Origin of the sequence: Clostridium formicaceticum (assembly GCF_001854185.1) — a bacterium.
GTDB classification, from domain to species: Bacteria; Bacillota; Clostridia; order Peptostreptococcales; family Natronincolaceae; genus Andreesenella; species Andreesenella formicacetica.
On sequence record NZ_CP017603.1, the window covers coordinates 1,901,943 to 1,924,741 of the forward strand.

Annotated in this window: 19 protein-coding genes; 14 read left to right on the top strand and 5 right to left on the bottom strand. The window is 35.8% G+C overall.

The features are described from left to right. Positions 1-7 precede the first annotated feature (7 nt). The 3 genes from BJL90_RS08655 to BJL90_RS08665 are packed head-to-tail and all read left to right on the top strand — an operon-like array spanning position 8 to position 3,033. Positions 8-994 carry an acyl-CoA dehydratase activase-related protein gene (locus tag BJL90_RS08655; protein WP_070966644.1) on the top strand — a complete coding sequence of 329 codons (987 nt, stop codon included), beginning with the start codon at positions 8-10 and terminating at the stop codon, positions 992-994. Next, positions 966-2,075 (top strand): CoA protein activase, encoded by a 1,110-nt coding sequence (locus BJL90_RS08660; protein WP_070966647.1) that lies wholly within the window; start codon positions 966-968, stop codon positions 2,073-2,075. The genes BJL90_RS08655 and BJL90_RS08660 overlap by 29 nt, the downstream gene beginning before the upstream one ends. Beyond that, a complete protein-coding gene (locus BJL90_RS08665) occupies positions 2,050-3,033 on the top strand; it encodes an acyl-CoA dehydratase activase (protein ID WP_070966650.1) in 984 nt (327 codons plus the stop codon). Before BJL90_RS08660 ends, BJL90_RS08665 begins: the two co-directional genes overlap by 26 nt. 193 nt (positions 3,034-3,226) lie before the next feature. On the opposite strand, the gene BJL90_RS08670 is transcribed toward BJL90_RS08665, so the two are convergent. Together BJL90_RS08670 and BJL90_RS08675 are read right to left on the bottom strand one after the other, a co-directional pair. Beyond that, positions 3,227-4,339: a DUF1648 domain-containing protein gene (locus tag BJL90_RS08670; RefSeq protein WP_070966654.1), complete on the bottom strand. Its 1,113-nt coding sequence runs from the start codon at positions 4,337-4,339 to the stop codon at positions 3,227-3,229. A gap of 1 nt (position 4,340) precedes the next feature. Then, positions 4,341-4,733: a GntR family transcriptional regulator gene (locus BJL90_RS08675; protein ID WP_070966657.1), complete on the bottom strand. Its 393-nt coding sequence runs from the start codon at positions 4,731-4,733 to the stop codon at positions 4,341-4,343. 273 nt (positions 4,734-5,006) lie between these two features. On the opposite strand from BJL90_RS08675, the gene BJL90_RS08680 reads away from it, so the two are divergent. Further along, a complete protein-coding gene (locus BJL90_RS08680) occupies positions 5,007-5,405 on the top strand; it encodes a hypothetical protein (protein WP_070966660.1) in 399 nt (132 codons plus the stop codon). An 86-nt stretch (positions 5,406-5,491) separates the two neighbouring features. Here BJL90_RS08680 and BJL90_RS08685 read toward each other — a convergent pair whose 3' ends face one another. Further along, entirely contained in the window at positions 5,492-7,153 is a 1,662-nt protein-coding gene (locus tag BJL90_RS08685; RefSeq protein WP_070966663.1) for an amidohydrolase, read from the bottom strand. Positions 7,154-7,439: 286 nt separating this feature from the next. On the opposite strand from BJL90_RS08685, the gene BJL90_RS08690 reads away from it, so the two are divergent. The 4 genes from BJL90_RS08690 to BJL90_RS08705 are packed head-to-tail and all read left to right on the top strand — an operon-like array spanning position 7,440 to position 9,976. Continuing rightward, a complete protein-coding gene (locus BJL90_RS08690) occupies positions 7,440-7,844 on the top strand; it encodes an ArsR/SmtB family transcription factor (protein ID WP_236905049.1) in 405 nt (134 codons plus the stop codon). 36 nt (positions 7,845-7,880) lie between these two features. Further along, a complete protein-coding gene (arsD, locus tag BJL90_RS08695; protein ID WP_070966670.1) occupies positions 7,881-8,183 on the top strand; it encodes an arsenite efflux transporter metallochaperone ArsD in 303 nt (100 codons plus the stop codon). Position 8,184: 1 nt separating this feature from the next. Then, the gene (locus tag BJL90_RS08700; RefSeq protein WP_070966673.1) at positions 8,185-9,072 is read left to right on the top strand and encodes an ArsA family ATPase; all 888 of its coding nucleotides are present in this window, start codon (positions 8,185-8,187) and stop codon (positions 9,070-9,072) included. Then, positions 9,065-9,976 (top strand): ArsA family ATPase, encoded by a 912-nt coding sequence (locus BJL90_RS08705; protein ID WP_070966676.1) that lies wholly within the window; start codon positions 9,065-9,067, stop codon positions 9,974-9,976. Before BJL90_RS08700 ends, BJL90_RS08705 begins: the two co-directional genes overlap by 8 nt. A 140-nt stretch (positions 9,977-10,116) precedes the next feature. Here the strand turns inward: BJL90_RS08705 and BJL90_RS08710 are convergent, their stop codons facing one another. Beyond that, positions 10,117-11,853, bottom strand: a complete 1,737-nt coding sequence (locus BJL90_RS08710; protein WP_070966678.1) for a sigma-54 interaction domain-containing protein — start codon at positions 11,851-11,853, stop codon at positions 10,117-10,119. A gap of 372 nt (positions 11,854-12,225) precedes the next feature. Here BJL90_RS08710 and BJL90_RS08715 point away from each other — a divergent pair, with 372 nt between their 5' ends. The 3 genes from BJL90_RS08715 (at position 12,226) to BJL90_RS08725 (ending at position 18,271) form a co-directional block, all read left to right on the top strand. Beyond that, entirely contained in the window at positions 12,226-13,572 is a 1,347-nt protein-coding gene (locus BJL90_RS08715; protein WP_070966681.1) for an efflux RND transporter periplasmic adaptor subunit, read from the top strand. A 28-nt stretch (positions 13,573-13,600) separates the two neighbouring features. Beyond that, entirely contained in the window at positions 13,601-16,957 is a 3,357-nt protein-coding gene (locus BJL90_RS08720) for an efflux RND transporter permease subunit (RefSeq protein WP_070966684.1), read from the top strand. A 165-nt stretch (positions 16,958-17,122) separates the two neighbouring features. Then, the gene (locus BJL90_RS08725) at positions 17,123-18,271 is read left to right on the top strand and encodes an aminotransferase class V-fold PLP-dependent enzyme (protein ID WP_070966686.1); all 1,149 of its coding nucleotides are present in this window, start codon (positions 17,123-17,125) and stop codon (positions 18,269-18,271) included. A 162-nt stretch (positions 18,272-18,433) separates the two neighbouring features. Here BJL90_RS08725 and cooS read toward each other — a convergent pair whose 3' ends face one another. After that, entirely contained in the window at positions 18,434-20,560 is a 2,127-nt protein-coding gene (gene cooS / locus BJL90_RS08730; RefSeq protein ID WP_070966689.1) for an anaerobic carbon-monoxide dehydrogenase catalytic subunit, read from the bottom strand. 191 nt (positions 20,561-20,751) lie between these two features. Between cooS and BJL90_RS08735 the strand changes: the two genes are divergently transcribed. From BJL90_RS08735 to BJL90_RS08745, 3 genes are all read left to right on the top strand, one after another. Beyond that, complete coding sequence (locus BJL90_RS08735; RefSeq protein ID WP_070966691.1) at positions 20,752-21,492, top strand: class I SAM-dependent methyltransferase; 741 nt, start codon at positions 20,752-20,754, stop codon at positions 21,490-21,492. A gap of 19 nt (positions 21,493-21,511) precedes the next feature. Continuing rightward, positions 21,512-22,198 carry a Crp/Fnr family transcriptional regulator gene (locus tag BJL90_RS08740; RefSeq protein WP_070966694.1) on the top strand — a complete coding sequence of 229 codons (687 nt, stop codon included), beginning with the start codon at positions 21,512-21,514 and terminating at the stop codon, positions 22,196-22,198. 81 nt (positions 22,199-22,279) lie between these two features. Continuing rightward, positions 22,280-22,759, top strand: a complete 480-nt coding sequence (locus tag BJL90_RS08745) for a 4Fe-4S binding protein (protein ID WP_070966697.1) — start codon at positions 22,280-22,282, stop codon at positions 22,757-22,759. Positions 22,760-22,799: the final 40 nt, after the last annotated feature.

Genomic DNA, 22,799 nt, shown 5'->3' on the forward strand with positions numbered 1-22,799 from the left:
GTATTATATGGCACTAAAAATCGGTATACCAAGAGGCCTTTGGTTTTATGATTACTATCCTCTATGGAAAACCTTTTATGAAGAGTTAGGAGCGGACGTGATTTTATCTAGTCCCACCAATAAAAACACATTGGATGCAGGTGTAAAGAATACCGTAGACGAAGCTTGTCTTCCAGTAAAAATATTTCATGGACATGTACTGGATTTAAAAGATCAGGTAGATTTTATCTTTTTACCAAAATTAATGAGTGCTTATAAAAACGAATACATTTGTCCAAAATTTTGTGGTTTGCCAGAGATGGTTACGCATTCTATCAAAGACTTACCGCCTATTATTGATACAGAAATAAACTTTAATCATTCAAGAAAAAATCTAATGAAGACAGTCTACCGTTTTGGAAGTTATGTTACTCAAAATCCTGTAGCAATTAAACATGCCTATAATAAGGCGATAGATGTGTACCATGATTATAAATCAAAAATCAAGGAAGGTAACTATCCAATCAATGGAGAGTTTTATAGCAACAACCTCAGAAGTGAAAAGACGCCTGTAACCATTGCTGTAATGGGACATTCTTATAATATTTACGATAAGTATGGGTCCATGGGTCTGATTGATAAATTACATGAGCAAGGTATCAAGGTAATAACACCTGAGATGATGGATTATAGCAGGATTAATGAATATGCTGACACCCTTGAGAAAAAAATGTTTTGGAGTTATGGAAGAAAATTATTGGGGACAGCGATGTATTTTGCTGATGTTAAAAATATAGATGGCATTGTTTACTTATCCTCCTTTGGCTGCGGCATTGATTCCATTATCGAGGAATTGGTGGAAAGAAAGACAAGGAAGGATGGAAAGATGCCTTTTTTATTGATTACTATAGATGAGCATACAGGAGAAGCCGGTGTCAATACACGTTTAGAAGCATTTATTGATATGATTGAATGGAGGAAAAGAAATGAAACTAACCTTTCCACACATGGGTAATCAATATGTTGCAGCAAAGATACTGTTAGAGGAATTGGGTTTAGATGTGATCATTCCTCCTCAATGCAGTCAAGAAACCTTAGAGATAGGAACAAAGTATTCTCCAGAGTCTATTTGTTTACCCCTTAAGGTAAATATAGGAAATCTTGTGGAGAGTGCTAAGGCAGGGGCGGATACTGTTGTTTTTTCTGGTAGCTGCGGTCCTTGTAGGTTTGGTTACTATTCTATTTTAGAAAAAGAAATATTGAAGGAATTGGGCTATGAAATGGAGTTCATCTTATTTGATCCTCCGCAAGGAGATTACAAAACCTTTATCAATAGGATTTTTAAATTGGCTCAGACATCGAATCCTTATAAGATTATGAGGGCTTTAAGAAAAGCTGTACAGATATTATATCAAGTAGATGCACTGGATGCAGCAGCCCATTACAAAAGACCTAGGCAGAAAGAAATGGGCAAAGTAGATGCTTATTATGATACATTTCACCAAGACATAAGAAATATTCACGGCTATAAAAAAGTATCACAGTTAATAGAAGGGACAAAACAGTCCATTATGGCAATAGAAGAAGAACCAGATAGGGAAATTTTAAAAATAGGGATCGTGGGAGAAATTTACACCATTATAGAACCTTTTGTAAATTTAAATATTGAAAGAAAATTAGGGGAGATGGGAATAGAAATTGAAAAATCTTTAAAAATAAGCAGTTGGCTTACAGAACATTTATTTTTAAGTCCCCTAAAATTGACCAGTGAAGGTAAAATTCATAAAGCAGCAAAACCCTATTTAAAAACCATGATAGGAGGGCATGCTAGAGAAACCATAGGATATACTGTTGAATATGCCAAAAGAAATTTTGACGGCGTAATACAGATCTATCCTTTAACCTGCATGCCGGAAATTGTTGCACAAAGTATTTTACCCACAGTAGAAAAAGATTACGACATCCCTTATTTATGTCTCATTGTAGATGAAATGACTGGAGAGGCAGGGTATAGCACTAGATTAGAGGCCTTTGTAGATCTTCTAAGACGAAGAAAGGAGAGACAGGAAAGTGGAGAACTGTTACTTAGGTATTGATGTTGGATCAGTTAGTACAAACATTGTATTGATGGATGAAAAAAAAGAAATTCTCGGTAAGGTATACACAAAAACCCAAGGGAAGCCTATAGATGCTATCCAGAGGGGTTTAAAAGAGATAAAGTCTAAAGTAAAAGAAGATATCAAAGTAAAGGGTGTGGGTGCTACCGGCAGTGGTAGGCACTTAGCCTCTATGATTGTAGGAGGAGATATTGTAAAAAACGAGATCACTGCCCACGGAATAGCAGCATTAAACTTTGTAGATGGTGTAAAAACCATTATAGAGATAGGTGGACAGGATTCCAAGATCATTTTGCTAAGAGACGGTATTATTAGCGATTTTGCTATGAATACCGTATGTGCGGCTGGAACCGGTTCTTTCCTGGATCGTCAAGCAGCTAGGATGGGGATTGAGATAGAAAACTTTGGGCAGTTAGCCCTCCAATCTAAAAATCCAGTAAGGATTGCTGGAAGATGTGCTGTTTTTGCGGAGTCTGATATGATTCATAAACAGCAGTTGGGTCACAATCAAGAAGATATTATTAAGGGACTTTGTGATGCATTGGTAAGAAATTTCTTAAACAATCTTGCTAAGGGCAAAGAAGTCATGGGACCAGTTGTTTTTCAAGGTGGCGTAGCTGCTAATGTAGGGATTAAAAAATCCTTCGAGGAGGCTATAGGTTTAGAGGTTTTTGTACCTCCACACCATGAAGTGATGGGAGCCATAGGCTGTTGCTTATTGGCAAAAGAAAATGCCGCAAAAAATCCAAAAACGAATTTCAAGGGTTTCGATATTATTCATTCAGGATACAATGTAAAGGGCATTGAATGTCAGGATTGTTCTAACTTATGTGAAGTGATAGAGATTTTGCGAGATGGTACAGTGATGGCCCGTTGGGGCGATAAATGTGGTAAGTGGAACAATGCATTAAAAAGTGATATAGAGAAATTAGCATAAAAAATATGCAGTATGTTAAGAAGCATAGTTATGATTTTTTATGTAAATATACAGGTGTATTGATTATTATCAATGCACCTGTCTTTAAGGTTTCCTATGATTTTTAAGGGACGATATCAACAAACTTTTTTTGCATATTCCATAAACTACATAGATTCAAAGAATATATCGTATAAAAAATGCTTCTATTGATCTATAAAAATACTGTAGCGATTACAGCGATTACTAAAAGCACGATTGTTGCGCCGCCAAGTAGTTTACCAATAGGATTACCTATATTTATGGTCCAACCTATGCCATAGCGCTTTTCTATCCATAGGCTTGGATCTTGAGGGTTATAATAAAGGGATCCAAGTAACCAATACTTATCGTCGTCTCGATAAATGAGTTTCTCATTAACTTCTTCTTCTAAATTTACTGAAATTTTACTTCCGCTTTGACCTGTAGTAACTGCAATGATCACTAGTGCAGCTAGGGGTGCGAAAACAACTAAAATATTCATAAGATAATAGGTTACACTTGTAACTTTTATTATTTGCAATAGAGTTAACTGAAGATAGGAAAAATGAATATTTATAATTGTTGAGGTAAATATCATAAAACCTATCCATCTTTTATTGGAAACAATATTTTGCTGCTCTGAAGTTTTAGGTTTTGATGGGTTAATTGTGATTTTACTTCTTCCTATTGCCTTCGAGAGGTAATAAAACATCACTAGCATTCCCAACTGTGTAAGGGGCATGCCGAAAACAGATAGAAAGCTTTTACTAGAATACTTTACAATATCACCGTTAAAATTTAGTTTGCTAGGAATTTCATTAGGAAGTTGAGGATACATTATCATAGTAAATATCCACGTAAAAGCAAAGATAAAAACGGGAATCAGGTACCATTTCATAGAAAGCAACTTTTGTGTCTTATTCCTTGAGGTACTTACCATGACCACTTGCTTTTTCTTCATCAACCAGCCTTCTTTTTCCTTTAACTTCTTTGTCTTCAAATGAATGTATATATAGTTAACAGAAAACAAAAGAATAAAAATTAAAATTCCCATATTAAGTAATCTGGTACTTTCATACTTAAAAGCAAAATAGATGATAACAAGTTTACTTATTGCAAAAGATACACTATGGATTATTCTATATTCTTGTTTTAATCTTATAACTTTCTCATCTTTTGCTACCTCTTCAGGTATATTCACGCCAAAAACTAAAGTATTTTTGCTGTAATTAGGCATGAATAAGCCCATCAAAAACAAAGGCAGATATACGGTAAAAAAGTTTAGTAGAAATATAAATAAAAACATATTATTTCCCCCTTTTTCCTATAAAGTTTGAAAACTTATTGTTGATAATTTTTTGAAAGTCCTTGCTTGAAAGTCCTCTAAGATATGCTTCAGCTGCTATGATTTCAAGATTTTCCTCTAAAGTTTCCATATATTCCTCCGTTAATTCAGTCTTGAACTCAGGATTAACCATGACACCACTTTTTCTATGAATCACCACCCAGCCCTCTTGTTTTAATAGGGTATATCCTTTATTTACTGTATGAAAATTTATGCCTATATCTGCTGCCAATTGTCTTACAGAAGGTAAATCTTCACCAGGGGATAATTCTCCAGTGGCTATTCCTTTAATTACTTGATTTTTAATTTGTTGATAAATTGGGATTTCTGATTCAAAGTCAATTTTTAAAAGCATAAGAACCTCCTTGTTATATCTGTTATACATATTATATAACAGATGACAAAAAAGTCAAGTAAGGTTTTATTAATATATTAAGATACTAATCTCTTATCTTTTATTTTTTGAAAAATTAACATAATGAAGAGGAATTTTCATGATAAGTTAGAAGTATATATTGATAAGGCTTTTTTGCAGAGAACTTGGAAGGATCAGCTGTTAATCTTTAGCTTGTGGGGAGCAGTCAGAAAGTAAAAAACAGCAGAAGGTTTTAAAAAGGAGGAGTACTAAATGATTTGTTCGAGATGTCAAGAACTAATCCTAAAGGGAGAGGAAATGGACTACTGGGGGGAGATTTTGTGCGAAGACTGTTATGTTGATGTTATCAGCGTTCCAAAGACTTGTGATGTTGCTGCAGTATACAGTGCTAAATCCGCAAGAAAGCAGGTGGGGCATACAGGTACTGAGGGGCTAACCGATTTGCAGAAAGAAGTATATGAATATGTAAAAGCTAATGATGGTAAAGTTCCTTTTGAGACGCTAATGAAAAAATTTCAATTATCAGATACCGAAATGCGCAGAATATTTGCTCCTATGCGTCATTGCGAATTATTAAAAGGCACTATGATTGATGGGGTTCCATATTGCTTAATTATGGAGGGAGGACCCGGATCTATTGGCATAGAATAATAGAGATATCTTTATTAGCCTTAATCAAGCTGCTGTTATTTATATTATGACAGCAGCTCTCTGCTCTTTTTCTTATCTAAAATATTTCACAGGATAGAACAGGTGCCGTTCTGAAGATATTTTAATTCTCCTCCCACAAAAGTAGCCAATACCGATATGTTTTTAATTTCATCAGGAGGAACCTTAAAAATATCATCAGATAATACAACAAGATCAGCTAGCTTTCCAACCTCTATTGATCCTTTCATCTTCTCATCAAAGGAAGCATAGGCAGCCCCCAGTGTGAAACCATGAATTGCTTCCATTAGACTTAATTTTTGATCGGGAAGCCAGCCGGAATCAGGGTATCCACTTAGGTCTTTTCTAGTAACTGCTGTATATATACCCAATAAAACATTAAATTGATCTACAGGTGAACCTGTAGCAAAAGGACAGTCAGAACCACAGGCCACTGATATGCCTTTGTTATAAATATTTTTCCAGTTATAGCTTGATTTTTCCCGAGTGTTTCCAAGCCTCTGCTCAACCATATGCAAGTCGGAGTCAATAAAGATGGGTTGGATATAGGCAATAATATCTAAGTCTTTACATTTATGCAACAAACCTTCATCTGTAACTTGACAGTGAACAATGCCATGTCTAGGATGATTTCGAGGATTTTGTTTTTGTGCTTTTTCGATGCTTTGTAGAGCCATATACATGGTTTTATCACCTATGCAGTGAACAGCAGTCTGCATATCACCATTATGGGCGGCTATAATTAAGGCATCCAGTTCTTCTTGCATGAAGACAGGTAATCCACTTGTCCAGGGTGCATCAGCATAAGGTTCACGTAAATAAGCAGTTCTTGCACCTAAGGAACCATCTGCCCGTAACTTCAAAGGACCAATTTTATACATAGAGTCTCCATAGCCAGTAGAATAGCCTAACTGTAGAAAGTGTTTCAACTTTTTTAGGGTGGGCAATAGGCACTGTTGGTAAACTCTTAGTGGAAGTTTCTTACTATCTTTTAAATCAGTATAAGCAGAGATGACTTTTTGGAAATTATGACCAGGAAGTGCATCAAAATCATCGGATTGTACGGAAGTAATGCCTTGTTTCACAATACGATTTGATGCTGATAAAATCATCTTCTTTATTTCATCTAGACTAGGTTCTGTTAGTTGGTTATATAATAAATTCATTGCGGTTTCTCTAAATATTCCTAAAGGATTACCTTCTTCATCTAAATCAAAAAAACCGCCTTCTACTTGTAGGGTACTCTTTGAAATACCTGCCAGTTTAAGGGCTTTACTGTTTCCAACCATAATATGACCACAAGCCCTAACAATACAAATGGGATGGTTCTTTGATATTTTGTCTAAATCATATCGAGTAGGAAACTTCTTTGTAGTAAAGTCATCTTGATTCCAGCCTCGTCCAATGATCCACTTGTCTTTTTGGATATACTGATCTTTTATAAATGAAATCATCTTTTCAATGACATCATCAATAGAGGTTAAACCATTTAAATCAACGTGTTGTAAGCTATAGCCATAATTTACAAGATGAATATGACTATCAATAAATCCTGGCAAAAGGGTTCTTCCTTTCAAATCAATGATTTCCGTAGAATTCTTTTTAAAAGAAAGAACGTCTTCTTTACTTCCTACAGTAGTAAATAGACCATCTTTTATGGCCAATGCTTCTGCCTTAGGATATGAAGGGTTCATTGTAATAATGTTACCGTTTATTAAGATTAAATCCATAAATAGCCCTCCTTATGAATGCGGAATTAAGTACAAAGATATATAAAGTTTTTGCTCACGGGCTATAGAATATTCCTACTATAAAAGCGAAAGACAGGTGTATTGATTATTATCAATGTACCTGTCTTTAAGGTTTCCTATGATTTTTAAGGGACGATATCAACAAACTTTATATAACAGATGATAAAAAAGTCAAGTAAGATTTTATTAATATATATTAGTATACTAAAGAATCATTTTGAATCTCTTGACACAGCATAAAAAAAAGAATAATATATGATTATAAATGAATATAGTAAATTATGAAGGTGATGCAATGAGTTTGGTAGAGGTTTTTAAGGCGCTAGGAGATGAGACCAGAGCTAGAATGGTTAATTTACTGCTTATGGGGGAGCTATGTGTTTGTGAAATCGAAGTAATATTAGAGATTACACAGTCCAATGCTTCAAGGCACCTGAATAAATTAAAAAGTGTAGGCATAATCACCTATGAAAAAAAAGCGCAGTGGGTATATTATAAAATACAAGAAACTTTTCTTCATGACCACCCGTTGCTTTGTCAGTTTTTGCAGCAAGCGCTAAAGGAACAATATCCTGAAGATCTTATAAGGTTGTCAACGCATAAAAAAGCTGCCTTAAGCTGTGAAACATTAAATAGAAATAAAGATGAATACCTTAAGAGAATTACATAGTTCATTTAAGTAATAAATAAGAGGAGGATATGATCAATGAAGGTAGAATTTTTTGACCCCCCAATGTGTTGTCCCACAGGAATATGCGGGCCCAGTGTAGATGAAAGATTGGTAAAGGTAAGCGAGAATATTGATAGCTTAAAGAAAAAAGGTATCCAAGTGGAAAGATATATGATTTCTCAGCAACCTTTAAAATTCAGAGAAAATGAAGAAGTATTTAGGTTAGTACAGGAAAAAGGCAAAGAAGCCCTTCCTATTACCGCAGTAAATGGTAAGGTGATAAAATATGGAGACTATCCAACTTTAGAGGAAATAGAACAAGTACTGGGAGCTGAATAAAATGGAAACAAAATTTATATTGTTTTCTGGAAAGGGTGGCGTAGGAAAGACCTCTATGGCATCTACTACAGCCGTATATTATGCGGATCAAGGAAAAAAGACCTTGATTGTAACGACTGATCCTGCTGCCAACCTCTCAGACGTATTTGAACAGGAAATAGGTCATAACATTACTAAAATTAACGGTATAGAAAACCTATATGCAATGGAAATTGATTCAGATAAGGCTACAATGGAATATAAGGAAAGATCTTTAGCACCCATGAGGGAATTATTTGGTGAAGAGCTTATTCAAGTAGCTGAAGAACAATTAAGCGGCCCTTGTACAGAAGAAATGGCGGCCTTTGATAAATTTATTGATTTCATGGATGCGGATGATTACGAAATCGTCATCTTTGATACAGCGCCAACAGGACACACGATTCGTCTTTTAGAATTACCAGTGGATTGGAGTAAGCATATCGAAGAAAGTGCTAAAGGTAGTGGACAAACCTGTATGGGACCTGTAGCTTTAATCCAAGATAGTAAGAAAAAGTATGATGATGCTATAGCAAAATTAAGGGATCTTCATAAAACTGATTTTATTTTTGTGATGCAGCCGGAGCAAACCTCTTTAGAAGAGACGATAAGATCTTCTGAGGACTTACAGGAAATTGGTATTAAAACCACCAGAATCATTATCAATGGCATTCTTCCAAAGGAGGAGGCCATCCATCCCTTCTTTAAAAAGAAATATGAAAGGCAACAGATGTATGTTGAAAAGGCGAGGGAGGTTTTTGAGAATATACCCATACAGACAATGACGTTGTTTGACTCAGAATTAAAGGGAATAGATATGTTTAGGAAAAGTGGCAGTAAATTATTCAAGGGAAGTGGTCACCATGAGTAAATTGCAAAGTAGCATTTATCCAAAGACAGGGGGAAGGAAAAACATTTTTTTCTCTGGCAAGGGTGGGGTAGGAAAAACCTCTATGGCTTGTATTACGGCTGTTGAGACTGCACAAAAAGGCTATAAAACCCTACTAATGACAACAGACCCGGCTTCTCATATCGGAAGCGTATTGGATAAACCAGTTACTGATGAAATTACACAAATTAATGATATAGAAAATTTGTATGCAGTACAAATCGATCAAAAAAAAGCTATAGAGGCTTATAAAAAACGTATACTTCAGGATGCAGAGGGTAAGTTTGATGCCAATACAATTATGGCCATGAAAGAAGAGTTGGATTCTCCTTGTACAGAGGAAATGGCAGCTTTTCAAAAATTCATTGAGTTTGCCAGCCGTGAAGATTTTGAAGTGATTGTATTTGATACGGCACCTACTGGACATACATTAAGATTACTAGAGCTACCTATGGATTGGAGCAAACAGATTCAGTTGAAGGCAGGTATATCTACTGAAATTAGTGAAGAGGATAAAAAACAAAAAGAAAGATTCGATAGGGTTTTTGATCGGATGAAGGATGAAAATATAACGACTTTTTCCTTTGTCATGTATCCCGAAAAAACTCCGATGGTGGAGGCCTATAGAGCTTCTAAGGAATTAGAGGCTTTGGGTATTAAGACGCAGCTGGTGATAGCCAATTTAATCATTCCAGAAGAACAGGCTATTACGCCCTTTTTTCAAAAACGAAGGGATATGCAATTAAAGTACATAAAAGAAATTCAAGAAACCTTCAAGGATGCAGAACTGTTAAAAGTACCTATGTTTGAAGATGAAATTAAAGGCTTAGCTATGTTAAAAACGATAGGAGAAAAAATATTCAATGGAGGATTACAGCATGAGTGATAAAATAAAGCTGGAGGTATCAATCATACAAAGATTTATCTAACTTTCAAAAAAATGATGGAATAGTAAACGCTTTCCAGCAAGCTGAAACATCGAGGAATCAGGTGGAGAGCCTACTCCACCTGATTTAAAAATCCTACCTAAATCAAATGATACTTTTTCATTTTTCTATACATAGTTGATCTGCTGATTTTCAGCATACTAGATGCTTTAGAAACATTTCCCTTCGTTTGTGTCAACGCCTGTATGATTGCGTTACGTTCTGGACTATTTTGCTGAAGATCAATGGGTCTAGGGGAGGGGCTTTCAATCTCTGGGAAAAATTTTTTAAATTCATGCGGCAGATGATCTTCTATAAGTAAATCTTCATTTGAAAGTGCTATCATACTTTCAATACAGTTTTCCAGTTGTCGAATATTTCCTGGCCAAGAGAATGATAGAAAATATTTATATATCTGTGAACTTATGTTGATAGGTGGTTTATTAAATAAATTGCAGTATTTTTTAATAAAAAATGGGACTAAATCCCACAGGTCTTCTAATCGCTCTCTTAAAGGAGGCACATTTATCATAATTACTTTTAACCGATAGTATAGATCAAGGCGGAATGTTTTTTGTTCTACAAGTTTTTCCAAGTTACTGTTTGTGGCTGCAATAATTCTTACGTTTATTTTTCTGCTTGTACTTTCACCAATACGATAGACTTCTTTGTCTTGAATTATTCTAAGGAGGGCAGCTTGAGCACTACGTGACATATCACCAATTTCGTCCAAAAATATGGTTCCATTGTTTGCCTCTTCGAATTTTCCCAACTGACCTCCTCTTTTTGCCCCCGTAAAAGCCCCAGCAGAGTAGCCAAAAAGTTCACTTTCAATGAGGTTGTCTGGTATGGCAGCACAATTCAGCGGTATAAAGGGTCCCTTTGAGTAAGGGCTATTGTCGTGAATAAACCTTGCTACCACTTCTTTTCCTGTACCGCTTTCACCCTCAATAAGTACATTAGAATTTATTAATGCGGCTTTTGAAGCGGTTTTAAATACCTCACTAATTTTCTGGCTTCGACCGCACCATTGATTTTGCTCACTTTTGCTTAAATTTTCTTGTTTCACTATCAAATCAGACTTATTAGATGTGAACCGGCTTTTATTCCAAGGAAGAAAATCTATTAATTGCACATTTTCATCTTCGCAAGTAGTTTTACTTTTCATTTTGGTAATATATTTATCACGGTAAAAGGTGGACTTGGTGGTAGAATGATCAATGGTGTTGGTAGAAGGATGTGATTTCTGTATTAATGCCTGAATTTTTATTTTATTAAAGTAAAAATCACGTTCTAACTCAATCATGCTTAAAATCTGTTCAATCATTGTTGCTCCTTCTTGAACAAGGCTAAACATTTCTATAGAATGGTTAAATATTCGTATGGAGTGAGATCCTGTCTCTTTTACGATATAGAGTAGACCTATAACACTTTTATCTGAACTAAGGATTGGGGAAGCCCAACAACTTAAAAAAGCACCTGGTTTTTTATAATAGTCCTTAAATATTGAATGGGCCCAATAGGTTGTATAACCCATGGGTCTTGCATATTGCTCAAAGCCTAAAATTAATGATGTGGCTTTATGGTTAGGAGATAATTTTTCTTTGAAGTTTTTATTCAAAAAAACAGGTTCACCAAGAATATCTAAAATATAGCCCTCTTTATCACTGATCATAATAATGCAATTCTCATTTTTTACAAGTTGATAAATATAAGGTAAAACATTTTTACTTACTCTTTCAAAAAGTTCATTTTTTTCTAGTTCTAACACTTCTTCTAATACATATTTTGAAGCATTCATCTCTTTGTTTTCTATAAAGCCTTTTAGAAAACCCATAACGATTTTCCTCCTATAGAAATAGTTTAAAATCAAAACATATGAAACACTTTTATTTAATTATGCTACAAGTGTATCAACACTGGCACATTATTCTCATTTTGGTGAGGTTTTTTGTTAGATATATGCATGTTGGATTATGTAGGTTTAAATTTTATTTTATAATAAGATACAGTTGGTGTAAGGAAAAAATTTACATTAGACTACTACTATTTTATCAAAAAAATGTTGAAATCTAAAGACTTTATTTAAATTTTATGAATAGATAAAGAATACACTGTTTTGTATGGATTGATAGAGCTATGCATCATAAAATTGCTTTGTTATGTTAAAAAGAGATTTTATTGGTATGAATTTTGCATTTAATATCAGTTGTGTCAAGAAGAAACAGCAGTAGATTATATGAAAGAAAGGCAGGGAAAAATGTTGGACTTAGTAATGAAACGAACAAAAAGGTATGTATGGATAGGCTTAATGGTATTAGCCTTAGTGAGTGCATTGGTAGGGTGCAATAGTACAGAGCCTGTAAATGTACAGGAAGATTTGGTATCTGTTAAAGTACAGAAGATTACAAGAGGAGATGTCAGAAAGATAGAAACCTATTCTGGAAAAATAAAACCTAAAAATCAAGTAAATGTAATGGCGAAATCTTTTGGTGAAGTAGGGGAAGTTTTTTTTGATGTAGGGGATCAGGTACAACAGGGAGATGTTTTGTTTATGGTGGATAAAAAGAATGCTGAAAATAATATTGCCCATCTAAACCATCAGATAAAATCAGCAGAAATTACCATTGATAATGCTTCTTTAGGATTAGCTATGGCAGAGGGGAGTCGGAAGGAAAATCAAAAAAATCAATCAGAAGATACAATCAATCTTTTGAAAATAGCCTATGATGATGCCAAAAAAAACTACGAGGATATAGGTAAACTCTATGATGCAGGAGCTGTTTCCAAACAACAGTATGATCAGGTGAAATTAATCTATGAACAGACAAAATTAAACTATGAAGCAGGCATGAGAAATCATGAGCTTTTAGTAGGAACAATGTTAAAAGAAGATATCGAAAGCACAAGAAATCAATTGCAACAAGCCATCACTGCCAGAGATGCATTATTGATTCAATTGAAAAATGCAAAAGAAGCGCTGGAGGATTTAACTGTCACCAGTCCCATAAAGGGTGTTGTGGCATCACGAAATGTTGAAAAGGGAGAACTTACAGGTACCACCACACCCTCATTTATCCTTGTAAATATGGATACGGTACTTTTAGATATCCATGTACCAGAAGGTCTTATCAATAAAATACAAGCAGGCAAGGAGATAGAAATACACATTGCAGCAGCAGGGGGTGAAGGATTTAAGGGTAATGTCACCCATATTAGCCCTGTAGCAGATTCCTCAACCTTTACCTATCCTGTCAGCATTGAAATAGAAAATAAAGACGGAAATATCAAGGCAGGCATGTTTGCAGAAGCTGTTATTGCTATAGAAGAAAGTGAAGATGTTGTGATTCTTCCGAGAAAACATTTAAAAATAGATAAGGGACAATATTTTGCTTATATCGTAGAAGAGAATATTGCCAGAATTGTTCCGGTAACGATTGGTATTGATAATGGGGAATATGTAGAGATCAAAGAGGGTTTAAAGGAAGGACAGCAGTTGATTATCAAAGGAAAAGAATACATAGTAGATAATGAAGAAGTAGGAATCGTGGAATAGAAAATCATAATAGAGGGGAGTGAAATTGATGGAGGATAAAAAAAATAGCGATATTCCAGAACTTCTGCAAAAAAGAAACTTTCTGGGAAGATGGTCTGCCTTTTTTATCAATAGACACAGGGTTACTTACTTATTGATTATTATCATTTTTTTTTGGGGAATAACGCAATATTCAGGCTTGCAGAGGGAAGCACAGCCAAAGGTAACAATTCCCTTTGCTATTGTACAAACCACCTATGTAGGAGCATCGCCAGAAGAAGTAGAAGCACTGGTAACAGATCCTATAGAGAAAAAACTTGAAGAACTAACGGATGTTAGAAGAATGACATCAGAGTCAATCTTTGGTCAATCAACGATATTTGTAGAGTTCGATTCAGGCAGTGATATACAGGAAAAGATCAGAGAAACAAGAGAAAAGATTTTAGATATCAGTGATATATTACCAGGGGACGTGGAAACACCAAGGGTAAAAGATATGAAAACAGGAGAGAGCCCGGTATTGGTATTTACCCTGGGGGGAAATCAGGAGATACTGGAAATACAAGAAAGTGCTAAGAAAATAAAAGATCTTATTGAATCAGTGGAGGGTGTTACTGAGGTGGCACTGATCGGGGATATAAAAAGAGAAATAAACGTGATTGCAGATCCACAAAAACTCTCAGTATATGCTATTTCGCTACAGGATATTAAAAATGCCCTGATACAATCCAATGTGAATCTTCCTGGCGGTGATATAAAACTAAATGAAATTCATTATAATGTTCGAACCATAGGAAGGTTTGAAAAGGTAGAAGAGTTAAATCATGTCATCATTAGAGATGAGGGAAATGGGAAAATTTATTTAAAAGATATTGCTACGATTGAGGATGGCTATGAGGACACAAAAAAATTTGTAAGAAAATCTGTAGAATCAGGAGAAAATCCTTCTGTTGAAAATGCGATTGCAATTTCTGTTCATAAAAAGGAGTCTGCTGATGATATTACGGTTAGAAATAATATATTAGAAAAGTTAGAGGCTCATCAAGAAGACTTATATCCTGATGATATGAAATTGGAAATCGTATCTGACAAGGCTCACTATGTGGAAAGTCAACTGGGTTCTGTCACTGATAATGCAAAGTCAGGACTGTTGCTGGTGATTGTAGTGCTATTTCTTTTCATAGGTTTTAAAGAAGCTTTGATTGTAGCCTTTGTTATTCCTCTTTCTATTTTTGCAGCTTTTGGCTTGATGAAGGGATGGGGACTAACTTTAAATGAAATCACGATGTTTTCCCTTGTTTTAGCAGTAGGTATGCTGGTGGACAATGCTATTGTGGTGATGGAAAATATAGATCGTTTGAGATTTAAAGGTTTATCTTCAAAGCTGGCGGCAGAAGCAGGCACCAATCAAGTAGCTCCTGCTATTATGGCATCTACCTTGACAACTTTAGCAGCCTTTTTTCCACTGGCATTAACACCAGGAATTACTGGTGATTATATACGTTCCATGCCACTAACGGTGATCTTTGCTTTGAGTGCCTCCTTCTTTATGGCAGTTACAATATCGCCTTCAATCTGTGCCGGTATGATAAAAAATCATAGGAGTAAGGAAAGAAAATTGGAGAATCCTCAAAAACAGAAATACATGAAAATGATTTCTGTAGTATTTGTTTTTATTCTATCTATGATTGCCTTTAAAGACTGGGGTCAAGAGGGTATAAAACAATACGGAATACTGTCGATAATCATGGCTGTATTATTTGCCTTTGTTATGTTCTTAAAGCAATTCAAGTTTAAAGGCAGTCATGAAGATAGTGTCGTGCTTCATTACTATCAAAAATGTTTAGGATGGATTGTTACATCTACCAAAAGAAAATGGCTGCTTATAGTACTGATCTTTCTACTATTCTTATCAAGTGTAGGTTTAATTCCACTAGGTATACTGAAGGTAGAGATGTTTGGCGATGAAGATATGCCTAGCTTCTATGTAGAAATTAATACGCCACAAGGAAGCAATTTAGAAGATACGCTGGAAATTGTAAAACAAGTGGAAACGCATTTGTTTCGTATAGATGAGATAAAGCATTTTGTATCCTATGTGGGGGATGAAGGTACAGATATGTGGTCCCTTTATACGGTAGAAAACCCTGATGTTCCCAACAAAGGAAGAATCATTGTAGAATTACAAGAAGAAATGGATAGAGAAAGAAGCAGTGTAGAAATTGCAAACGAAATTAGAAATCAAGCAAAAAAGATTCCAGGTGCTGAAATAAAGATAGTTGAATTAGCAATGGGAGCGCCAACTGGTTCGCCTATTCACTTAAGGGTAAAGGGTGAAAATTTAGAGGATTTAGAGAAGACAGCAAAGGATTTTGCTGAAATTTTAAAAGCAATGGAGGGAACCAGAGATGTGGAGACCAGTATAGGTGAAGGTGTACCAGAGCTACAGGTGCGGGTAGACAAGGTAAGAGCATCTATGCTGGGATTAGATAATATGTCTATAGCCCTTTCTATGAGGAATGTAATACATGGTATAGAAGCTACAACCTTTAGGGAAAACCAAGATGAAATAGACGTCATGATTCGAACTTCAAAAGATCGGCTTAGAACTGTTCATGATATAGAAAAAATCTTTTTCTATACCCCTAGAGGAGAAGCTATACCCTTTTTGCAGGTGGCAGAAGTTGTTGAAACGGAAAGTATCATGAATATAACCCATGAAGATAGTAAAAGGAGAGTCGCTGTTTTGGGAGAGATTGATGCTGAAAGAGTAACTGCTGTTGAAATAATCAATAAATTTAAGGAAGAAATCAAAGATTATGCCATGCCAGAGGGGGTTGTTTTAGAACTTGGGGGAGAAATGGAAGAAATGGAGGAATCCTTTGAGAATATGATGAATAACATGATCCTTGCAGCGATCTTGGTATACATTATCTTAGCGATTCAATTTAATTCCTTAACGCAGCCTTTGATTATTTTGTTTGCTGTACCTATGGCATTAATAGGTGTTATGCCGGGGCTGGTGATTACCGGCAATAAGTTTGGTTTTGTAGCCTTTGTAGGTGTGGTGGCGCTGGTGGGCATTGCAGTAAATGACGCGATTGTTTTGGTAGATTATATTAATTATCTTAGAGGTACTGGCCATAACCTAAAGGATGCTATTCTTGAAACAGGAAAAACAAGGTTTTTGCCAGTTTTGGCAACAACCATTACAACAGCAGGAGGTATTTTACCCATTACGTTAAAGGAAGCATTTTACGCGCCTTTAGGGATTGCTTTGATTTGTGGATTGTGTATGTCCACGCTGTTGACTTTGGTGATTGTCCCTACAATGTATTCGATTCTTGAGGAACATAAACAAAAGAGATTAAATAAAAAAATAAAAGAGATAGATAACGTCATTTAAAATAAACAAAACCAACTGTTTAGGATCAATAAAATTCAAAAATTTTTTCAAAAATCAACCTATTTACCTTCTGCTTATCCCTAGGATTTTATTTATCACTAGTGTATAATCAAGTTAATATAGGATTCATCGAAGGATAAAGGCGTATTGAAGGGGGAATTTTTGATGGGGATTTATTTAGATAATGCAGCTACTTCCTTTCCAAAACCACCGCAAGTAGCTAAGGCAATCTATGATTTTATAGAAAATATAGGAGCAACTGCCGGTAGAGGTGCTTATCAAAAAGCACTACAGGCAGATCGAATGATTTATGAAAGCAGAAAAATCGTAGCAAAGTTATTTGGCTATCCTGATGCTAGTCGTGTTGTTTTTACATCTAATGTTACCGAGTCTTTAAATCTTGCTATCAGCGGTATCGTAAAAGAAGGAGATCATATTATCACCAGTAGTTTAGAACATAATGCTGTGTGGCGATGTATAAAAACCTTAGAAAGAGATAGAGGAATCACCATTTCTACAGTTCCCTGTACAGAGGGAGGCTATACCAAACCTGAGGACGTAGAAAATCTAATTCAAGCCAATACCTCTTTAGTTATTTTTAACCATGCTTCTAATGTAATAGGAACCCTGCAGCCTATAAGAGAAATAGGGGCTATTGCAAGAAGGTACAACGTTCCTTTTTTAGTAGATGCTGCTCAAACAGCAGGGATATATCCTATAAACATAGAGCAGGATAACATTGATTTGTTGGCCTTTACAGGGCATAAAAGTCTTTTAGGACCTATGGGTACAGGAGGATTGATTGTTAATTGGGAGGGAAGGATTCTTCCTCTTAAATCTGGGGGTACTGGAGGAGATTCTGCTTATGAATATCAACCAGATTATTTTCCTAATTGCTTAGAGACGGGAACCCCCAATGTTGCTGGAATTATAGGATTAAAGGAGGGCATAAAATTTATTCTAGAAGAAGGCGTAGAGAGGATTTATCAAAAAGAAAAGAAAATCATAGCTTATGCCCTAGATAGATTGCAGGAGATAGAAGGTATTACCATCTATGGTCCAAAGGATGCTGACAAAATTATCGGGGTGATTTCCTTTAATTTAAAAAACATATCACCAGAAGAGGTTGCCTATGGGTTAGATCAAGGATACGGGATTATGGTAAGATCAGGGCTCCACTGTGCGCCTACGGCACATGAGATTATGGGAACAAAAGAAGGTGGTACCGTAAGAATTGGTATAGGCTACTACAATGAAAAAAAAGACATTGATGCACTCATAGAAGCTTTGAAGGAAATCAATTCCTTAAGCTAATGGAAGATTGTAATATGCCCATCTAAAAGCGAAGGTTTTAACCTCGTAAAGTATTTGATAAAAAATCCCCTGGAATTTTCAAAATACTGGAAAAGTATCATTCTTAGGATACTATTGCAGGCTTGAAGATTTTCCAGGGGATTTTTAACAATATAGGTTTGCTTAGATACCTAATTCCTTACGTTTCTTTTCAATATGATCTACATAAATTTGAATAGTTTTTTCAGCGTCTAATTCTACCATAAGCTTACCTAAACCAAGGGTTTCTGTTGTCTCTGTCAGGGTTTTTACCACCACATCACTGCCGGTGACAGAAGGAACTGGTGCTACATGGACTAACCATCCTAAAGCGATGGCTGTACAAGCATCCGCCACAGCTTTTTGTTCTAAATATTCAGGTGCTCCAATAACTAAAGGTAACTTATTGGTATCTACCCCAAGGGCATCTGCCAGCTCCATCGCTGTATGGGTCATTTTGCCGATGTCCACGCAAGCACCATAGGATAATACTGGAGGAATGCCTAATTGCTTGCACACTGCCTTTAAACCTTCGCCTGCTTCGTCAGCAGCGGAAGGATGAGCTAAACCTGTGTATTCCATTACTGCGGAGGTACATCCACCAGAAAGAACCAAGATGTTATTTTCGATTAAACCCTTTGTAATTTTGAAAATGTTGCTGCCACCTTGGCCGTATCTAGCGGTGGTACAGCCAACGATGGTAGCAATACCACGGATATTACCATTGGCAATTTGATCAATCAATGGTTTGAAGCTGCCGCCAAGGGCATCACGGACGGATTCAGTACTAAAGCCCACCATACATTCAGAAGTATAAGGAGGTATATACACCTTTCTATTTTCTCCTTTTCTCTTCTGGAAGGCTTCTAGGGCCATATTCAATACCTTTTCTGCCTGTTCCTGCATCTTCTCTGGTACAAAATCTAAGGTTTCTGTACCCTGTAGCTTAATTACCGGATGGGTACTTACAAGTTTGGTTCCAAAACGTTTAGCATAAACCGGCAGAGTAGGAACGGTGCAATTGTAATCAAACATAAATAAATCTACCACACCAGTAGCCAGCAAGTATTCTTCTGATAACCATTCTCCCTCTTGTCCACCATAGGCTCTCATGCTTTGGGTGCCGCTGTAGTTTAAGAGCTGTTGACCTTCACAAACGTGACCAAATATTTGGATACCATTGGCACCTACTTGTCTAGCTTTTTCCTGCCATTCATCGGTAGAAGCCATTTCTATTGCTACGTGGGCTAATAAAGGCATATGGCCATTGGTAATAATGTTAATCATATCAGGGCTTAAAAGTCCCATGTTTTGTTTTTGTGTAGTAATTTTCTGAGTACCCATTAAGATTTCCTGTAAGATATCTAGTGCAAATAACCCCTGATACTCATTGGCTACCCCTAATCGTACACAATTTAATAGGAAGTCTATAGGGTCAGAAGTAAAGTTGGTCATACACTTGGTTTGAGAATAGGCTACTTCGCTGTAACCTCCCCCAGGGTAAAGTCCAAGATTTTTCCATAATTCTTTGCGTTTTGTAGGAGCAAAAGCTTCTACAAGTTTAGAGGGTTCATGATAAGGACGGTGCATATCGTCCATCACCCACTGACCAAACTGTACTGCTAACTTCTCAACAGGATCATTAGGATTAAAACCTGCCATTTCTGCATATTTCTTTAACTTTTCAGCATCTCTTATTTTTAGACCGCTTTCTGGATGTTCTCCAGCAGCCTTTAAGGTGCGGGCTGCTTGATGCGCATGAAATATATTGGCAGAGGTGCCTATGGTTACATGACGATAAGTGAAATTGCGGGCTACCATGGTGTGGGCATCTACACCACAAACGCCGCGGGGTGCTTTTGGATGTATTCTGCAGGGGCCATTAGCACATAATTGACAGGATAAGCCCTCTACACAAAAACGACATTGGGGCTGTTGTTCTGAAAACCTGTCAAAAACATTGGTCAGAGTAGCATTATGTACGACTTGATACATTTCACGCATAGCTGGATCTACAATAACATTTAAAGGGTAGCCTTCAGGACTTTGATCATCTACTTTGATGTGATCCCTTTGCCATTGATAAACTTCTTCAGGTGTTGGAGATTTTGTTATATTTTCATAGTTAATTTCTACTTTACTATGAATGTCTTCATGATAGGTTGGATCATTGGTACCACTGATGCCAGTAGCATCTGCCTTCAATCCTACCTTGCCTTGCCCAATGGTATTGGTACTGTTTTCTAAATTTTCTTTGTTGTAGTCTGACATGATTTCACCCTCCATTTACAAGTTATTTCAATTACTATTTTTTCAATAAAATGAAAAACTATGTATTGAAAATAGAATCGGTTATAATATAATTAAAGATTTTTAAAAAGTAATAATAATTTTAAATAAAAATTGGGAATAAAGGGGTATAAAGATAAAAATACTATGAAAATAAATTAGGAGGGATAGCGTTGGGATTTTATGAAGAGTTTAGTAAGTATTATGATATCGTTTTTCCTACTGGACAAGCACAGTTGAAATTTATTCAAGAGGCCAGCAAGAATACTGATGATAAAGTACTAGATATTGCTTGCGGCACGGGGAATTACGCCATTGCTTTAGCGGAAAGAGGGTTTCAAGTATCCGCTATTGATTTAGATGAGGCAATGATGAAGACCGTGGAAGAAAAGGCGAGGGCAAAAGGGGTTCAACTGACGACTTATGTGGGAGATATGAGAGAATTAGGTACATATCTTCAGCAAAGAAGTTTTGATTTGGCATTTTGTATAGGAAACTCACTGGTACATCTAACGAAACTAGAAGAAATACAAAATGCTTTACATCAAATGCATAATATATTAGGAAATGAAGGAAAGCTTATATTACAGATTATTAATTATGATAGAATTATGAAATATAGCATAGATGGTCTTCCTACAATAGAAGACAGAGAAGCTGGTGTAAAGTTTGTTAGAAAATATAACTATGATGAAAGTAAACGTCTTATTTACTTTAATACAGAGTTAATTGTTACCAAGAATGGTGAAACAAGAACCTTTACCAATTCAGTTCCTCTTTATCCATTACTGAGCCATCAGCTAATAGCAATGCTTCAAATAGCAGGATTTAAAGATGTAAAGCTATATGGGAATTTTATGGAGGAGAATTATAAAGAGGAAAGTTACGCTACCGTTATCATAGCAGAAAAGTAAAGCTTAAAGGGGGAAAAAAATGAAAAATATTGCAATAGATGCTTTGAAAAAAATACCAGCTTTTTCTCAGTTAGAGGAAAAAAATATTGAAAGCATTAGTAAAATAACTATTGAAAGAAATTTTAAAAAGGGTGCAATTATATTTATGGAAGGAGATGACGGAGAGGCTTTTTATTTTATAAAATCCGGTAAGGTAAAAATTTATAAAACTACACCAGATGGAAGGGAACATATTTTTACCATACTATCAGAGGGGGGAGTCTTTGCTGAGGTGACACTGTTTAATGATATACCTTATCCTGCCTCTGCTGAAATACTGGAGGATGCTGAAATTGGCATGATCAAAAACAAGGATTTGGAGAAATTAATTCGTAACAACGCAGAGATTGCTCTTGAAATAATAAAGGTCTTAAGCAAAAAACTGTTCCATTCTCAGCAGAAGGTAAAGGAGCTGGCGCTTGGAGATACTTACATGAGAATTGCAAGAACTTTATTAACCTTTGCTAAGGAGCATGGCGTAAAAACACCTAATGGGGTTGAAATTAGATTAAATATTTCAAGGCAAGAACTAGCCAATATGATAGGCACTGCTAGAGAAACAGTCAGTCGTGCATTAAGCCAATTTAAAAAGGAGGGATCTGTTGGTATCGAGGGAAGGAAAATTACCATCAAGGATATAGAAAAATTAAAAGGGTGGATTCAGTAGCCTATTGACCTTTTACAAAAAAAGATGTATCATATACTTATACCACCCCTATAGGGAGGGGGTAAGAAAGGGGATATGTATATGAAAAAATCAATTATGTCATGGTCATGGATTTTTATGGTGATGTTTTTTACTTTAGCCATCGTAGATATACGATTTGGTATTTTAGGGCTATTATGTATGGGAACGCCTATTTATTTAGCAGTTCGCGGTGGTGGCAGAGTGCACTGTGCAAAATACTGTCCTAGAGGTTCTATGTTTGGTGTATTTATAGATAAAATAAGTTTCAAGAGAAATCTTCCAAAATCCTTCAAAACCAAAACGGTAAAAAATATTATGCTAATTTGGATGATTGGTATGTTTACGATTTCTCTAATTATGGCGGGAGGAGACTTCACCAAAACAGCCTTTGCTATTGTCAGGATGATGACGGTTTCTACGGTAGTAGGGGTTATGATGGGGGTAATCTTTCAGCCTAGAAGCTGGTGTGTGGTATGCCCTATGGGTTACGCTACTAGTTTGATTCAGGAAGGCCAAAAGAAACATAAGAAAGCAGCGTAGTATGGTTGATTATGAGAAAATAAAAACTCTCTATAATTAA